This is a genomic window from Streptomyces sp. B3I8 (assembly GCF_030816915.1).
GTDB lineage: Bacteria > Actinomycetota > Actinomycetes > Streptomycetales > Streptomycetaceae > Streptomyces.
In genome coordinates this window covers 5648009-5663596 of sequence record NZ_JAUSYN010000002.1, presented here as the reverse complement: position 1 = coordinate 5663596, position 15588 = coordinate 5648009, and the positions used below count along the sequence as shown (strand labels likewise).

Sequence of the window (15588 nt, the reverse complement as noted above, 5' to 3'; positions counted from 1 at the left end):
CGGCTGTCCGCGCGGGTGCCCGCGAGCTGGTGACCTCCCCCGTACCGGGGGGTAGGTTCCTTGCATGGCAGCCAGCACGCACACGGTGACCAACCAGGCCCCGCCCCTGGTCGGATACGACGTCTTCTCCGCCGACCGGGCCCTCGTGGAGGCCGTGGAACGGCATGTGGCCCCCGAGCATCTCGGGGAGGTACGGGAGGAACTCGCGGGGCTGGGGCGCACGGCCGGTGCGGCGCAGGTGCAGGAGTGGGGGGTGCTGGCCAACGAGAACCCGCCGGCGCTGCGCACGCACGACCGGTACGGCAACCGGCTCGACGAGGTCGACTTCCACCCCTCCTGGCACCGGCTGCTCGGCAAGGGCGTCTCGGCGGGGCTGACGGCGGCCTGGTCGCGGCCGGCCGGGCACGTGCGGCGGGCGGCGGCCTTCGTGGTGTGGACGCAGGTGGAGGCGGGCAACGGCTGCCCGCTGTCGATGACGCACGCGGCGGTGCCCGCGCTGCGCACCGACCCGGTGCTGGCGGCCGAGTGGGAGCCGCGGCTCACGTCGATGATCTACGACCGTGGGTTGCGGCCCGCCGCGCAGAAGGCCGGCGCGATCTTCGGCATGGGGATGACGGAGAAGCAGGGCGGCAGCGACGTACGGGCGAACACCACCGAGGCCCGGCCGCTGGCCGAGGACGGCACGTACGAGCTGCGCGGCCACAAGTGGTTCTGTTCGGCACCGATGTCGGACGGGTTCCTGGTGCTGGCGCAGGCGCCGGGCGGGCTGACGTGCTTCCTGGTGCCGCGGGTGCTGGCGGACGGCACACGCAACGTGTTCCTGATCCAGCGGCTCAAGGACAAGCTGGGCAACCGGTCGAACGCCTCCGCCGAGGTCGAGTTCGACGGGACGTGGGCGCGCCGGGTCGGCGAGGAGGGGCGCGGGGTACGAACCATCATCGAGATGGTCGCCGCGACCCGGCTCGACTGTGTGCTCGGGGCGGCCGCGCTGATGCGGCAGGCGGTGGCGCAGGCCGTGCACCACGCCACGCACCGCGAGGCCTTCGGGGGTCCCCTCGTCGACAAGGCGCTGATGCGGAACGTACTGGCCGACCTGGCGCTGGAGTCGGAGGCCGCGACCGCGCTCGGACTGCGGCTGGCGGCGGCCTACGACGACGGGGGCGAGCAGGAGCGGGCGCTGCTGCGGCTGGCGGTGCCGACCGCGAAGTACTGGGTGACCAAGCGGTGCACGCCGCTGGTGGCGGAGGCCTCCGAGTGCCTGGGCGGCAACGGGTACGTGGAGGAGTCGGGGATGCCCCGGCTGCTGCGGGAGTCACCGCTCAACTCGATCTGGGAGGGCGCCGGGAACGTCCAGGCGCTGGACGTGCCGCGGGCGTTGCAACGCGAACCGCAGGCGATCGACGCGTTCCTGCGCGAGGTCGGCACGACGCGGGGCGCGGACCACCGGCTGGACGGCGCGGTCAAGAACCTGCTCACCGAACTCGCCGACCTGGACGGCGTCGAGGGCCGCGCCCGCCGCCTGGCGGAGCGCATGGCGCTGGTCCTCCAGGGCTCGCTGCTGGTGCGGTACGCGCCGCCCGCGGTTGCCGACGCGTTCTGCGCCTCGCGGCTGGGCGGCGACTGGGGCACGGCGTTCGGCACCCTGCCGCACACGCTGGACCTGGCGTCGGTGGTGGAGCGGGCGCGCCCGGTGGAAGCGGGTCCGGCGGAGGCGCGTCCGGCGGAGGGCTGACGGGCGGCGGCACGGGGCCGCGAAACCGCGCCCGTCCGCGGGGAGTCGTACCGGGCGGGTGGTGTGACGGGGGTGGTGTGACGGGGGTGGTGCTGCGCCGACACGGCACCACCCCCGTTGAGCTGCCCCACCGGCGGTGCCTCGGGGCACTGCCGGAACGGCTTGAACAAGTTTCAATCACCGTACGGCTGTTCGCCAGGGTTGCATGGGGTTGCAAGCTGCCGCCCCGCGTGGCCCTGGCGTGCCACTGTGTCACCGGGAGCGCGGCAGTATGGGGCGCGGTGACGAAGCGAACAGTCGACGGGCCCGGCCATCGCGCTACGGGCCCCCGGGAGGACCGAGTTGGCGCACACTGTGGTGGACGTGACGCGGATCGCCGCCCAGGACCCCGTGCAGGCGGCGCAGGTGCTCGGCGAGGTGCGCACCGCCGCGCTCGGGTCCCGGCGGACGGGCATGGCGCCGCGTGCGGTGATCGAGGAGTCCTGGAGCCGCATGCTGCGCAGCGGTTTCGACCCCGACCGGGAGCCACGGATCGGGCTGCTCGGCCGGGACGAGGTCGAGCGGCGCCGGCAGGCGTCGCCGCTGCGGCACGTGGTGCCGGTGCTGCGCGAGACGCTGCTGTCGGTCGCGGAGGCCGCACATCACATCATGGTCGTCGCCGACGACGAGGGCCGGGTGCTGTGGCGCGAGGGCAGCGCGCCGGTGCTGCGCCGGGCGGACGGCATGGGTCTGGAGGTCGGCGCGGACTGGAGCGAGAAGACCGTCGCCACCAGCGGGGTCGGCACCCCACTGGTGGTACGGCGGCCCGTACAGGTGTTCTCCGGCGAGCACTTCGTGCGCTCCCTGCTGCCGTGGACGTGTGCCGGGGCGCCGATCAGCGATCCGCGCGACGGCCGGCTCCTCGGCATCGTCAATGTCAGCGGTCCACTGGAGGCGATGCATCCGACCGCGCTGGCCTGGGTCGACTCGGTGGCCCGGCTCGCCGAGGCCAGGCTGCGGGAGCTGCACCTGACCTCGCTGGAGCGGCTGCGCGCGGTGGCGGCGCCGCTGCTGGCCCGGATGGACGACAACGGGGCGCTCGCGGTGGACCGTGACGGCTGGACGGCGGCGGTGGCGTCCGTGCCGTACACCCCGCGGGTGGCGCTGCCCGGGTCGCTGGGCGCCGGGCGCGGTTCCGTGCCGGGCCTCGGGCCGTGCGCGGTGGAGCCGTTGCCGGGCGGCTGGCTGCTGCGGCCGCAGGAGCGGCCGACGGGGGCGCGGGCGGCGCTGCGGATGGTGCTCGACGTGTCCCGGCCGCGGCACTGGACGGTGACGGTGTCCAGCGAGGCGGGTGCCTGGACGCAGGTACTGAGCCTGCGGCACGCGGAGTTGCTGTGCCTGCTGGCGTCGGACCGGGCGGGGCGGACGGCGTCCGCGCTGGCCGCGGACCTGTTCGGCGATCCGCGCCGCACGGTCACGGTCCGTGCGGAACTGTCGCGCATGCGGCGCTATCTGGGCTCGTTGCTGGCCCACCGGCCCTACCGGCTCCACGAGGACGCGGAGGTGGAGGTGCGCTTCCCGGCGGACCGGGGCGCGTTGTTGCCGCCGTCCACCGCGCCGGGGGTCGCGCGGGCGCGGGGGGCGGGGCCAGGGACCCCGGGCGCGTGCTGATTCCTCGTGCGGTGCCGAACATCCCCACCGCTTCGTGAGGGACGTCCCGCCAATTCCCCCGTTGTAGGTGGGCCGCGTGGCCCACTGACGTAGCATCCTCCCCGGACCACCACTCGTGCCACGGCCGACGAGAGGGCCGTATGGCGCGGTTGACGGTCCCGGGAGGGCAACGATGGGACACGGCAGACATCGGCGCAAGAAGCGGGGGCGCGCGCTGCGCGCCACCCTGGCCGGCACCGCGCTGGCCCTGACCGCCGCCGCGACACTGATCAGCACCTCCCAGGCGGCGGGCGACAACGACCCGGGGCCGCTGACCCCGCTCACCTCCTCCGCCGAGCGCGGCAAGCTCCAGTTGCACGAGAACCTGGTGCAGACCGGCAGCCTGGACACGCTCACGAAGGCGATGGGCGGCAACGTCGGCGTGCACGGGGTGCTGCAGAGCGCCAACCACCCGATGCGCGACAAGTCGGACTGCGACGGCACGGAGCGGGCCGCGCTGCCCGTCCAGCCCGCGGCGAGCCGCGCGTACTGCTGGGACGCCGGGGACGCCACGACACAGAAGTGGCTGCCGCAGTCCGTCACCACCTCCGGTGACGCGGACGACGACGGCACGTGGGGCGAGGACCGCGTGATCCTGGCCGGCTGGACGCACAACGACCACAAAGCGGGCGAGCCGGCCGACGACAAGGGGCTCGCCCGGGTCGCGTTCGTCGATGCGAACGATCCCGCGCACCTCAGGTACCGCTGGGTGCTGCTGGTCGCCCCGCTCTCCGGCGGCACCGACTTCGGCGCCGTCCGCTCCCACATCGGCGGCATGGTCTGGTACCAGGACAAGCTGATCGTCACCGCGAAGAACGGCGCCGACCACGACAACGCGCTGTTCGTCTTCGACATGCACCGCATCCTGCGGGCGAACGTGAACAGCGCTGCGGTGGGCAAGGTGAGCGGCGGCTTCTCGGCGCACGGCTACCAGTACGTGCTGCCCGCCGTCGGCTCGTACAGCCTGACCGGCGGCGCGTGCGACGCGACCGACGACGACCACGTGCCGTGCTTCGCCTCCGTCTCGCTGGACCGCACCTCCACCCCGGACAGTCTGGTGGCGAACGAGTGGTTCAGCTCCGGCGGCACCCAGCCGGCCCGGCTCTGGCGCTACTACTTCAGCACCCAGAGCACGCGTACCGGACTGCTCGGCACCGACGCGAACGGCGATGCCGACGCGGACGAGGCGTACGAGACGAAGGCGGTCGGCGTCCAGGGCGCCCTCTCGCACCGGCCGGACGGGGCGAGCGCGGCGAACTGGTACGTCGGCCAGGCCCCCGGCGCCCGCGGGAAGCACGGCACGCTGTGGCGGCAGACGGCCTCCGGCACGGAGGCGGCCACCTGCACGGCGGACCGGACGAAGGCGTGCTGGGGACAGCACACCGAGGCGCTGTCGTACTGGCAGGAGACGGGCGAGCTGTGGACGCTCACGGAGTGGGCGGCCGACGCGGACAACGGCTGGGAGGGCACGCCGATCCCGGAGCGGGTGCTGTACGCGGTGCCGCTGTCGTCGGTCGACGACTCCGTGGACTGAGCCGACTGAATGGGCCGAGTGGGCCGAGTGGGCCGAGTGGGCCGAGTGGGCCGAGTGGGCCGAAGAGGCGGCGGAGCCACGGGCCGGACGTCGGCTCCGTCTCGCCTGCCGACCCGCCTGTCTCCCCTGTCGGACGGCCGTCTCCTTCGCCGGACCGGCCTTGGACCCGGCCGCACCCCCGTGGTTGTCTGGCCGCATGAGCAACATCGCCGTGACCACCTGGTCCCTGGAGCAGACCTCCCCCACCGATCTGCTGCCCGCCGAGGCCCCCGAGGGGGACGTCCGCGTCGTCCGTGCCGAGGTGCCCTCGCCCGAGTTCAGCCGTTTCCTGTACGCCTCGGTCGGCGGCGACATCCGCTGGACCGACCGGCTGCCGTGGTCGTACGCGCGCTGGCAGGAGCACCTGGACCGGCCCGGCGTGGAGACGTGGGTCGCGTACGAGCGGGGCACCCCGGCCGGATACGTGGAGCTGGAGGCGCAGGACGAGGGGGCCGTGGAGATCCTCTATTTCGGGCTGCTGCCCGCCTTCCGGGGCCGGCGGATCGGCGGTCACCTGCTGTCGTACGGCACCGCCCGCGCGTGGGACCTGGGCGAGCGTCACCCGGACCTGGCGCCGACCAAGCGGGTGTGGCTGCACACGTGCAGCAAGGACGGGGCGCACGCGCTGGCCAACTACCAGCGACGCGGCTTCCACCTCTTCGACACCGAGGTGGAGGAGGAGCGGGAGGCGGCTACCCCCGGCCCCTGGCCGGGCGCGTTCCCGGTCTGACCGGCTCCCGCCCGCCCTCACCCGCTCGCACCCTGGCCTGCTCCGACCCGCCCGACCTGCGCGGACGCGTAAACCCCGGGAGCATGTGACGATGACCACCCTCGTCCCATGATGCGAGACAAGGACGTCCGGATGTTGGACGATGGTGGACGGTGTCCGGATTGCCGTGCCACGCTTCCGCCATGTCTGGAACTGGAATCGCCCTGGTGAGTCGGCGCCACGTCGATCTCGGCCGCATGTCCAGCGCCATCTGTCCGGCGAGCTGAGTACCAGCACCGCCGGATCCCCGCGTACCTCCCCCTTCCCGCGCAATGACGCGCACGCCCGCCCTGCATGCACTCCGCATGCCCCTGCGCGCAGGCACGAGCCGCACTCACCGCTGTCCCGAAGGACGTATCCGCATGGCCGCCACCCCTCGCAATTCCGCCGCGCCCCGCCGCAAGGTGAGCCGTCACCGCGGCGAGGGTCAGTGGGCCGTGGGGCACTTCACCCCGCTGAACGGCAACGAGCAGCTCAAGAAGGACGACGACGGTCTCAATGTGCGGACACGCATTGAGACGATCTACTCCAAGAGCGGTTTCGACTCCATCGACCCCAACGATCTGCGGGGACGTTTCCGCTGGTGGGGTCTGTACACCCAGCGCCGCCCCGGGATCGACGGCGGCCGCACGGGCGTGCTGGAGCCGGAGGAGCTGGAGGACGAGTACTTCATGATGCGCGTCCGTATCACCGGCGGACGGCTCACCACCGAGCAGCTGCGGGCCGTCGGCGAGGTCTCCGAGACCTACGCGCGCGGCACCGCGGACATCACCGACCGGCAGAACATCCAGTTCCACTGGGTGCGCGTCGAGGACGTGCCCGCCATCTGGGAGCGGCTGGAGTCCGTCGGCCTGTCCACCACCGAGGCGTGCGGCGACTGCCCGCGCGGCATGCTCGGCTCGCCGGTCGCCGGCGTGGCCGAGGACGAGATCATCGACGGCACGCCCGCGCTGGACGAGATCGTCCGCCGCTACGTCGGCGACCCGCGCTTCTCCAACCTGCCCCGCAAGTTCAAGACGGCCGTCTCCGGTTCCCCGCTGCTCGACGTGGCACACGAGATCAACGACATCTCCTTCGTCGGCGTCGTCCACCCCGAACACGGCCCCGGCTTCGACCTGTGGGTCGGCGGCGGGCTGTCCACCAACCCCAGGTTCGGTGAGCGGCTGGGCGCCTGGGTGCCCGAGGCCGAGGTGCCGGACGTGTGGGAGGGCGTCACCTCGATCTTCCGCGACTACGGCTACCGGCGGCTGCGCAACCGCGCCCGGTTGAAGTTCCTGCTCGCGGACTGGGGCGCGGAGAAGTTCCGCCAGGTCCTGGAGGACGAGTACCTGCACCGCAAGCTGATCGACGGCCCCGCGCCCGAGATGCCCGCGCAGGCCTGGCGCGACCACATCGGCGTCCACCGCCAGAAGGACGGCCGCTTCTACGTGGGCTTCGCCCCGCGCGTCGGCCGGCTCGACGGCTCGCTGCTCACCAAGATCGCCGAGCTCGCCGAGGCCCACGGCTCGGGCCGGGTCTCCACCACCGTCGAGCAGAAGATGATCGTCCTCGACGTGCCGCAGGACCGGGTGGACTCCCTCGTGGAGAGCCTGGAGGCGCTGGACCTCAGGGTGAACCCCTCGCCGTTCCGGCGCGGCACGATGGCCTGCACCGGCATCGAGTTCTGCAAGCTGGCCATCGTCGAGACCAAGGAACGCGGCAGCGAGCTGATCGACGAACTGGAGCGCCGACTGCCGGAGTTCGAGGAGCCGGTCACCATCAACATCAACGGCTGCCCCAACGCCTGCGCCCGCATCCAGACCGCGGACATCGGTCTCAAGGGCCAGCTGGTCACCGACGCCGAGGGCAACCAGGTCGGCGGCTACCAGGTGCACCTGGGCGGCGCGCTCGGCCTGGAGCCGTCCTTCGGCCGCAAGGTCCGCGGCCTGAAGGTCACCTCCGAGGAGCTGCCCGACTACATCGAGCGCGTCCTGCGCCGCTTCCAGGTGGAGCGCGAGGACGGCGAGCGGTTCGCCACGTGGGCCGCGCGGGCCTCCGAGGAGGCGCTGTCGTGAGCGAGCGGGCGGCACCGTTCTACTGCCCCTACTGCGGCGACGAGGACCTGCGTCCGGGCGAGGAGGGCCACGGTGCGTGGGAATGCGGGGCCTGCAACCGGGCCTTCCGGTTGAAGTTCCTCGGGCTGCTCGCCCAGGGACTCCACGGGCACGACACGGGAGGGGACCAGAGATGACCACGGTGCGCACCGACCGGTCGGCCACCGCGCCGGACGACAGCGAACTGTCGCTCCGCGAGGCCGAGTTGAAGGCGCTCGCCGAGCAGGCCGGCCGCGACCTGGAGGACGCCTCCGCCCTGGAGATCCTCCGGTGGGCGGCAAAGACCTTCGGCAAGCGGTTCTGCGTGACCTCCTCCATGGAGGACGCGGTGGTCGCCCACCTCGCCTCCCGGGCGATGCCCGGCGTGGACGTGGTGTTCCTGGACACCGGCTACCACTTCCCCGAGACGATCGGCACCCGGGACGCCGTCGAGGCCGTGATGGACGTCCGTGTCCTGACCCTCACCCCGAAGCAGACGGTCGCCGAGCAGGACGCCGAGTACGGGCCGGGGCTGCACGACCGCGACCCCGACCTGTGCTGCTTCCTGCGCAAGGTCAAGCCGCTCCAGGAGGGCCTGGCCGGCTACGAGGCCTGGGCGACCGGGCTGCGCCGCGACGAGTCCTTGACCCGCGCGAACACCCCTGTCGTGGGCTGGGACGACAAGCGCCGCAAGGTGAAGATCTCCCCCATCGCCCGCTGGACGCAGGACGACGTGGACGCCTACGTCACCGAGCACGGCGTGCTCACCAACCCGCTGCTGACGGACGGTTACGCGTCCGTCGGCTGCGCCCCCTGCACCCGCCGCGTCGCCGAGGGCGAGGACGCGCGCGCCGGCCGCTGGGCGGGCCGCGCCAAGACCGAGTGCGGGCTGCACGGATGACGACGACCACCGACGGTCCCCGCGCCGTCCCCGACGATCCCCACGCCGTTCCCCACGATCCCCGGGAGAAGCCGTTGAGCACCGGAGCCACCGTCTGGCTCACGGGTCTGCCGAGCGCCGGCAAGACCACCATCGCCCACGAGCTGGCCGGCCTGCTGCGCGCCGACGGCCGCCGCGTCGAGGTGCTGGACGGCGACGAGATCCGCGCGGTCCTCACCGCGGACCTCGGCTTCAGCCGCGCCGACCGGCACACCAACGTGCAGCGCATCGGCTTCCTCGCCGAGCTGCTGGCCCGCAACGGCGTCACGGCGCTGGTCCCGGTGATCGCCCCCTACTCCGACAGCCGCGAGGCGGTGCGGAAGCGCCACGAGGCGGGCGGGACCGCGTACGTGGAGGTGCACGTGGCCACCCCGGTGGAGGTGTGCTCGGCACGGGACGTGAAGGGCCTGTACGCCAAGCAGGCCGCCGGTGAGATCTCCGGGCTGACGGGTGTGGACGACCCGTACGAGGAGCCCGTCGCGCCCGATCTGCGCATCGAGTCGCACACCCAGACCGTCGTGGAGTCCGCCGCCGCCGTCCACCAGCTGCTCGCCGAAAGGGGTCTGGCATGACGACCGTCGCCTCCGTCACCGAGGAGACCGACAGCCCGTACGCGCTCTCGCACCTGGACGCGCTGGAGTCCGAGGCGGTGCACATCTTCCGCGAGGTGGCGGGCGAGTTCGAACGGCCGGTGATCCTCTTCTCCGGTGGCAAGGACTCCATCCTGATGCTCCACCTGGCGCTGAAGGCGTTCACCCCCGCCCCCGTGCCGTTCTCCCTGCTCCATGTGGACACCGGTCACAACTTCCCCGAGGTCCTCGCCTACCGCGACCGGGCGGTGGAGCGGCACCGGCTGCGCCTGCATGTCGCCTCGGTGCAGGACTACATCGACCGGGGGGTGCTGAAGGAGCGCCCGGACGGCACCCGCAACCCACTGCAGATCGTCCCGCTCACCGAGAAGATCCAGAGCGAGAGGTTCGACGCCGTCTTCGGCGGCGGGCGCAGGGACGAGGAGAAGGCGCGGGCGAAGGAACGCGTGTTCTCCCTGCGGGACGAGTTCTCCCAGTGGGACCCGCGCCGCCAGCGCCCCGAGCTGTGGAACCTGTACAACGGCCGCCACGCGCCCGGCGAGCATGTCCGCGTCTTCCCGCTGTCCAACTGGACCGAGCTGGACGTGTGGCAGTACATCGCCCGCGAGCGCATCGAGCTGCCGCAGATCTACTTCGCCCACGAGCGCGAGGTGTTCGCCCGCAACGGCATGTGGCTGACCGCCGGTGAGTGGGGCGGGCCCAAGGGGGGCGAGACGGTTCAGAAGCGGCAGGTCCGCTACCGCACCGTCGGTGACATGTCCTGCACCGGAGCGGTCGACTCCGACGCCGACACCATCGAGAAGGTGATCACCGAGATCGCCGCCTCCCGGCTCACCGAACGCGGTGCCACCCGCGCCGACGACAAGCTGTCGGAGGCCGCGATGGAGGACCGCAAGCGCGAGGGGTACTTCTAGCCATGACCACCACCACGGAACCCGCGGACCTCACGGAGCTCCCCGAGACCACCCTGCTGCGGTTCGCCACGGCCGGTTCGGTCGACGACGGCAAGTCCACGCTCGTCGGACGGCTGCTGCACGACTCCAAGTCGGTCCTGACCGACCAACTGGAGGCCGTGGAGCGGGCGTCGGCCGGACGCGGCCAGGAAGGTCCCGACCTCGCTCTGCTGACGGACGGTCTGCGGGCCGAGCGCGAGCAGGGCATCACCATCGACGTGGCCTACCGCTACTTCGCCACGCCCAGGCGCCGGTTCATCCTCGCCGACACCCCGGGGCATGTGCAGTACACCCGCAACATGGTCACCGGGGCGTCCACCGCCGAGCTGACGGTCGTGCTGGTCGACGCGCGCAACGGCGTCGTCGAGCAGACCCGCCGGCACGCCGCGATCGCCGCGCTGCTGCGGGTGCCGCACGTCGTGCTGGCCGTCAACAAGATGGACCTCGTCGGCCACCAGGAGTCCGTGTTCGCCGCGATCGCCGAGGAGTTCACGGCGTACGCGACGGAACTGGGCGTCCCGGACGTCACCGCGATCCCGATCTCCGCGCTCGAGGGCGACAACGTCGTCGAGCCGTCCGGGACCATGGACTGGTACGGCGGTCCCACGGTGCTCGAACACCTGGAGACCGTGCCGGTCAGCCACGACCTGGCGCACTGCCACGCCCGCTTCCCGGTGCAGTACGTGATCCGTCCGCAGACCGCCGAGCACCCGGACTACCGGGGGTACGCGGGCCAGATCGCGGCCGGCACGTTCCGTGTCGGCGACGCGGTCACCGTGCTGCCGTCGGGCCGTACGACGACGGTCACCGGGATCGATCTGCTGGGCACGCCCGTCGACGTGGCGTGGACGCCGCAGTCGGTGACGCTGCTGCTCGCGGACGACCTGGACATCTCCCGCGGCGATCTGATCGCACCGGCCCCGGACGCCCCCGCCACCAGCCAGGACATCGAGGCGACGGTCTGCCACGTGGCCGACCAGCCGCTGACGGTGGGCCACCGGGTGCTGCTCAAGCACGGTACGCGCACGGTCAAGGCGATCGTCAAGGACATCCCGTCCCGGCTGACGCTGGCCGATCTGTCCCTGCACCCGCACCCCGGCACGCTGGCCGCCAACGACATCGGCCGGGTGAAGATCCGCACCGCCGAGCCGCTCCCGGCCGACGCCTACGCCGACTCCCGGCGCACCGGTTCGTTCATCCTGATCGATCCGTCGGACGGCACCACGCTCACCGCCGGGATGGTCGGCGAGTCCTTCGCCGCGCCCGAGCCGGTGAAGTCCGAGGCCGACGAGGGCTGGGACTTCTGACATGACCGGGGTCGACGACATCTTCGCGACGTTCGCCAAGGAGGGCGGCCGTGTGGGCAGCGGCGCCCTCGGCAGCGGCACGGGCGGGGTCGCGCGATGTGCGCGGTGACGTACGCGCACTGCCTGCGCGCCCTCACCCCCCACCCGCGTCACCGAAGACCCGTCGACCTCCCGGCCACGACCTGAAACCGTGACCGCCGGGCCAACGAGAGGAACACCTCCCGTGCCTGCCAACCGATCCCCGCGTGTCGCGCGTATCCCGCGCCCGCTGCTGCGCAAGGGCATGACAGTGCTCGCCGCCCTCCCCCTGCTCACGCTCGCCGCGTGCGGCTACGGCTCGAAGTCCGACGACACCGGCGGGGACGCCAAGGTCGCCGCCGACGCGAGGAAGACCGACGGTCTGGACTCCGTACGCATCGGCTACTTCGGCAACCTGACCCACGCCACCGCGCTGGTGGGCAACCAGAAGGGCTTCTTCCAGAAGGAGCTGGGGGCGACGAAGGCGAAGTACGCCGTCTTCAACGCGGGCCCCTCCGAGATCGAGGCGCTGAACTCCGGTTCCGTCGACATCGGCTGGCTCGGCCCCTCCCCCGCGATCAACGGGTACACCAAGTCGAACGGCAAGAGCCTGAAGATCGTCTCGGGTTCGGCGTCGGGCGGCGTCAAGCTGGTGGTGAACCCGAAGAAGGTCAAGAGCCTCAAGGACCTCCAGGGCAAGAAGATCGCCACCCCGCAGCTCGGCAACACCCAGGACGTGGCGTTCCTCAACTGGATCGCCGAGCAGGGCTGGAAGGTCGACGCGCAGAGCGGCAGGGGCGACGTCACGGTCGTGCGCAGCGACAACAAGGTGACCCCGGACGCGTTCAGGGCCGGTTCGCTGGACGGCGCGTGGGTGCCGGAGCCGACGGCGTCGAAGCTGGTCGCCGAGGGCGGCAAGGTGCTGCTCGACGAGTCGACGCTGTGGCCGGACCGGAAGTTCGTGATCACCAACGTGGTGGTGCGGGCGGCGTTCCTCAAGGAGCACCCGAAGGCCGTCGAGGCGGTGCTGAGGGCGTCGGTCGAGACCAACAAGTGGATCAACGCCCATCAGGACGCGGCGAAGGCGGCGGCCAACACGCAGTTGGAGAAGGACTCCGGCAAGGCGCTGCCGGCCGACGTCCTGGACCCGGCGTGGAAGTCGATCACAATCCTCGACGACCCGCTGGCGTCCACGCTGCGCAGTGAGGCCGACCACGCGGTCAAGGCCGGCCTGCTGGAGAAGCCCGACCTGGACGGCATCTACGACCTCACCCTCCTGAACAAGGTCCTGAAGGCGGAGGGCGCGCGCACGGTCGACGCGGCCGGACTGGGCACGCAGTGACCGGCGGCGTCGGCGGCTGACCCGCATCCCGTTCCTGTCCGCTGCGATCCGATCCGTTCGGTTCCCCTCCGTTCGGTTTCCTTTCGATCGGTTCCCTTCCGTTCCGTTCCCAGGAGGTGACGACCATGGCCACGACCACACTCGCCAAGGCGGCCGAGGACGAGGCGGTGCGGCACGCCGCCCGTATCGAGCACGTCTCGAAGTCCTTCGCCGGACCCGCCGGGCGGCAGCTCGTCCTGGACGACATCACCCTCGATGTCGCGCCGGGCGAGTTCGTCACCCTCCTGGGGGCGTCGGGCTGCGGCAAGTCCACGCTGCTGAACCTGGTGGCGGGGCTCGACGCCCCGTCGTCGGGCAGCATCTCGACCGACGGCCGCCCGGCGCTGATGTTCCAGGAGCACGCCCTGTTCCCCTGGCTGACGGCAGGGAAGAACATAGAACTGGCCCTGCGGCTGCGCGGGGTGCCCAAGGCCGACCGCCGCGAGCGGGCCGAGGAGCTGCTCGGCCTCGTCCGGCTGAGGGGCGCGCACGGCAAGCGGGTGCACGAGCTGTCCGGCGGCATGCGGCAGCGGGTGGCGCTGGCCCGCGCGCTCGCGCAGGACAGCAGGCTGCTGCTGATGGACGAGCCGTTCGCCGCGCTCGACGCCATCACCCGGGACGTGCTGCACGACGAACTGACCCGCATCTGGGCCGAGACGGGGGTCTCCGTCCTGTTCGTCACGCACAACGTGCGCGAGGCGGTGCGGCTCGCGCAGCGCGTCGTGCTGCTGTCGTCGCGGCCGGGGCGGGTGGCGCGCCAGTGGACGGTCGACATCCCGCAGCCGCGCCGTATCGAGGACGCGCCCGTGGCGGAACTGTCCGTCGAGATCACCGAAGTCCTGCGTGGGGAGATCCGCCGCCATGGCCAGCACTGAGACGAGCACGGACCCCCGAGGCGCGGAGCACGAGGCCGCCGGGGGCGGGGACGAGTTGGCCGGTGTCGAGGCCGGCCTCGACGCGCTGGAGTCCACCGCCTCCGGCCGCCCGCCGCTGCGGCGCACCCTGATCGACAAGATTCTGCCGCCGGTCGTCGCCGTCGCGTTGATCCTGGTGGTCTGGCAGGCGCTGATCTCCTTCAAGGTCGTCGACGACCCGACGAAGCTGCCCTCGCCGTCGGCCGTGTGGGGCGAGGTCCACGAAGCCTGGCTCAGGGGCGATCTGCTCGGTTACATCTGGACCAGCGTCTCGCGCGGTCTGCTCGGCTTCCTCTTCGCCCTGGTCATCGGCACCCCGCTGGGGCTGCTGGTGGCGCGGGTGAAGTTCGTGCGGGCGGCGATCGGCCCGATCCTGTCCGGTCTGCAGTCGCTGCCGTCGGTGGCGTGGGTGCCGCCGGCCGTGATCTGGCTGGGCCTGGACAACTCGATGATGTACGCGGTGATCCTGCTCGGCGCGGTGCCCTCCATCGCCAACGGGCTGGTCTCCGGCGTCGACCAGGTGCCCCCGCTGTTCCTGCGGGCGGGCCGCACCCTGGGCGCGACGGGGCTGAAGGGCACCTGGCACATCGTGCTCCCGGCCGCGCTGCCGGGGTATGTGGCAGGCTTGAAGCAGGGCTGGGCGTTCTCCTGGCGGTCGCTGATGGCCGCGGAGATCATCGCGTCCTTCCCCGACCTCGGCGTCGGGCTCGGCCAGCTCCTGGAGAACGGCCGCAACGCCAGCGACATGTCGATGGTGTTCGAGGCCATCCTGCTCATCCTGATCGTCGGCATCGCCATCGACCTGCTGATCTTCAGTCCGCTGGAGCGGTGGGTCCTGCGCAGCCGCGGCCTCCTGGTGAGGAACTGACACCCATGCGCAGCCAACCGGTCCTCCTGGTCATCGCCCACGGCAGCCGCGACCCGCGGCACGCCGCGACCGTGCACGCCCTGGTACGGCGGGTGCGGTCGCTGCGGCCGGGGGTGCGCGTGGAGACCGGGTTCCTGGACTTCAACGTGCCCTCGGTGCCGGGCGTGCTGGAGTCGCTGGCTGCTCAGGGCGTACGGGACGTGGTGGCGCTGCCGCTGCTGCTCACCCGGGCCTTCCACGCCAAGTCCGACATCCCGGCGGTACTGCGGCAGGCGCCGCGCGGACTGCGGATCCGGCAGGCGGAGGTGCTCGGGCCCTCGCCGCTGTTGCTGGCGGGTCTCGAGCGGCGGCTGTACGAGGCGGGGCTCGACCCCGCGATGAAGTCCTCGACCGGGGTCGTACTGGCCTCGGCGGGGTCCAGTGACCCGGAGGCGATCGCAGTGATCGCAGAAATCGCGCGGGAGTGGCGGCACACCGGTTGGTGCGCCGTGCGGCCTGCGTTCGCCTCCGCGGTGTTGCCCCGTACGGAGGAGGCGGTGCGGGAGTTGCGGGCGATGGGGTGCCGGCGGGTGGCTGTGGCACCGTACGTGCTGGCGCCGGGGCGGTTGCCGGACCGGATCGCGCGGGGGGCGGCCGGGGCGGACGTCCTGGCCGACGTCCTGGGCCCGTCGCAGGAGGTCGCCCGCGTCCTCCTGCACCGGTACGACGAGGCGGCGCTGCCGCGTCTGTCGGCGGCCGTGGGCGCGTGACGCCTTCCGGGCCGGGGGCTCCTGTCGCACGGC

General features: G+C 72.2%; 15 protein-coding genes. All 15 read left to right on the top strand.

Annotation, left to right across the window (positions count from 1 at the left end):
- Window positions 1–64: 64 nt before the first annotated feature.
- The 15 genes from QFZ64_RS27205 to QFZ64_RS27140 all read left to right on the top strand — a co-directional run bounded on the left by QFZ64_RS27205 (window position 65) and on the right by QFZ64_RS27140 (window position 15555).
- Window positions 65–1732 carry an acyl-CoA dehydrogenase family protein gene (locus QFZ64_RS27205; protein ID WP_307070116.1) on the top strand — a complete coding sequence of 556 codons (1668 nt, stop codon included), beginning with the start codon at window positions 65–67 and terminating at the stop codon, window positions 1730–1732.
- 342 nt (window positions 1733–2074) lie between these two features.
- Complete coding sequence (locus QFZ64_RS27200) at window positions 2075–3382, top strand: GAF domain-containing protein (RefSeq protein ID WP_307070114.1); 1308 nt, start codon at window positions 2075–2077, stop codon at window positions 3380–3382.
- A 172-nt stretch (window positions 3383–3554) separates the two neighbouring features.
- Window positions 3555–4955: a hypothetical protein gene (locus tag QFZ64_RS27195; protein WP_307070112.1), complete on the top strand. Its 1401-nt coding sequence runs from the start codon at window positions 3555–3557 to the stop codon at window positions 4953–4955.
- A gap of 196 nt (window positions 4956–5151) precedes the next feature.
- Window positions 5152–5724 carry a GNAT family N-acetyltransferase gene (locus QFZ64_RS27190; RefSeq protein ID WP_307070110.1) on the top strand — a complete coding sequence of 191 codons (573 nt, stop codon included), beginning with the start codon at window positions 5152–5154 and terminating at the stop codon, window positions 5722–5724.
- Between the two features lie 182 nt (window positions 5725–5906).
- On the top strand, window positions 5907–5990 hold the full coding sequence (locus QFZ64_RS35420; protein ID WP_309486338.1) for a putative leader peptide: 84 nt from the start codon (window positions 5907–5909) through the stop codon (window positions 5988–5990).
- Between the two features lie 135 nt (window positions 5991–6125).
- Window positions 6126–7817, top strand: a complete 1692-nt coding sequence (locus QFZ64_RS27185) for a nitrite/sulfite reductase (protein WP_307070108.1) — start codon at window positions 6126–6128, stop codon at window positions 7815–7817.
- A complete protein-coding gene (locus QFZ64_RS27180; protein WP_307070106.1) occupies window positions 7814–7993 on the top strand; it encodes a hypothetical protein in 180 nt (59 codons plus the stop codon). The genes QFZ64_RS27185 and QFZ64_RS27180 overlap by 4 nt, the downstream gene beginning before the upstream one ends.
- Complete coding sequence (locus QFZ64_RS27175) at window positions 7990–8736, top strand: phosphoadenylyl-sulfate reductase (protein WP_307070104.1); 747 nt, start codon at window positions 7990–7992, stop codon at window positions 8734–8736. Before QFZ64_RS27180 ends, QFZ64_RS27175 begins: the two co-directional genes overlap by 4 nt.
- A 74-nt stretch (window positions 8737–8810) precedes the next feature.
- Complete coding sequence (gene cysC / locus QFZ64_RS27170) at window positions 8811–9347, top strand: adenylyl-sulfate kinase (protein ID WP_307172659.1); 537 nt, start codon at window positions 8811–8813, stop codon at window positions 9345–9347.
- Entirely contained in the window at window positions 9344–10279 is a 936-nt protein-coding gene (gene cysD, locus QFZ64_RS27165; RefSeq protein ID WP_307070099.1) for a sulfate adenylyltransferase subunit CysD, read from the top strand. The genes cysC and cysD overlap by 4 nt, the downstream gene beginning before the upstream one ends.
- 2 nt (window positions 10280–10281) lie before the next feature.
- Entirely contained in the window at window positions 10282–11625 is a 1344-nt protein-coding gene (locus QFZ64_RS27160; protein ID WP_307070097.1) for a sulfate adenylyltransferase subunit 1, read from the top strand.
- A gap of 283 nt (window positions 11626–11908) precedes the next feature.
- On the top strand, window positions 11909–12985 hold the full coding sequence (locus QFZ64_RS27155; RefSeq protein ID WP_307071885.1) for an aliphatic sulfonate ABC transporter substrate-binding protein: 1077 nt from the start codon (window positions 11909–11911) through the stop codon (window positions 12983–12985).
- Window positions 12986–13110: 125 nt separating this feature from the next.
- On the top strand, window positions 13111–13899 hold the full coding sequence (locus tag QFZ64_RS27150) for an ABC transporter ATP-binding protein (protein ID WP_307070095.1): 789 nt from the start codon (window positions 13111–13113) through the stop codon (window positions 13897–13899).
- Window positions 13886–14806, top strand: a complete 921-nt coding sequence (locus QFZ64_RS27145) for an ABC transporter permease (RefSeq protein ID WP_307070093.1) — start codon at window positions 13886–13888, stop codon at window positions 14804–14806. Before QFZ64_RS27150 ends, QFZ64_RS27145 begins: the two co-directional genes overlap by 14 nt.
- Window positions 14807–14811: 5 nt before the next feature.
- Entirely contained in the window at window positions 14812–15555 is a 744-nt protein-coding gene (locus QFZ64_RS27140; protein WP_307070091.1) for a sirohydrochlorin chelatase, read from the top strand.
- Window positions 15556–15588 lie beyond the last annotated feature (33 nt).